The following is a 268-nucleotide window of genomic DNA, read 5'->3' as shown; positions in this document are numbered from 1 at the left end:
CCCCGCACACCGGGAGGACGCACCAGCTGCGGGTCCACATGAATGGCCTGGGCCTGCCGATCCTCGGCGACCCCGTGTACCCGGTGGACCTCGCGCCGGACCCCTACGACTTCTTCTCGCCCCTGCAGCTGCTCGCCGAGCGGCTCGCCTTCACCGACCCGCTCACCGGCGAGCCCCGCGAGTTCACGAGCCGGCTGGGTCTGAGCGGCTGGGGCTGACCGGCTGGGACCGACCCGCGGTGCAGCCGAAAGGGCTGCTGCGGGTGTCG

The 268-nt window shown here is 73.1% G+C and carries 1 pseudogene; it reads left to right on the top strand.

Annotated elements, in window-relative coordinates:
• Positions 1 to 218 (top strand): annotated as a pseudogene (locus J5474_RS22940) (hypothetical protein); the annotation flags it as partial.
• Between the last annotated feature and the right edge of the window lie 50 nt (positions 219 to 268).

The sequence above is a fragment of the Sagittula salina genome, assembly GCF_017813235.1.
Classification (GTDB): Bacteria; Pseudomonadota; Alphaproteobacteria; order Rhodobacterales; family Rhodobacteraceae; genus Sagittula; species Sagittula salina.
This window is presented reverse-complemented; position numbering and strand designations above follow the sequence as displayed.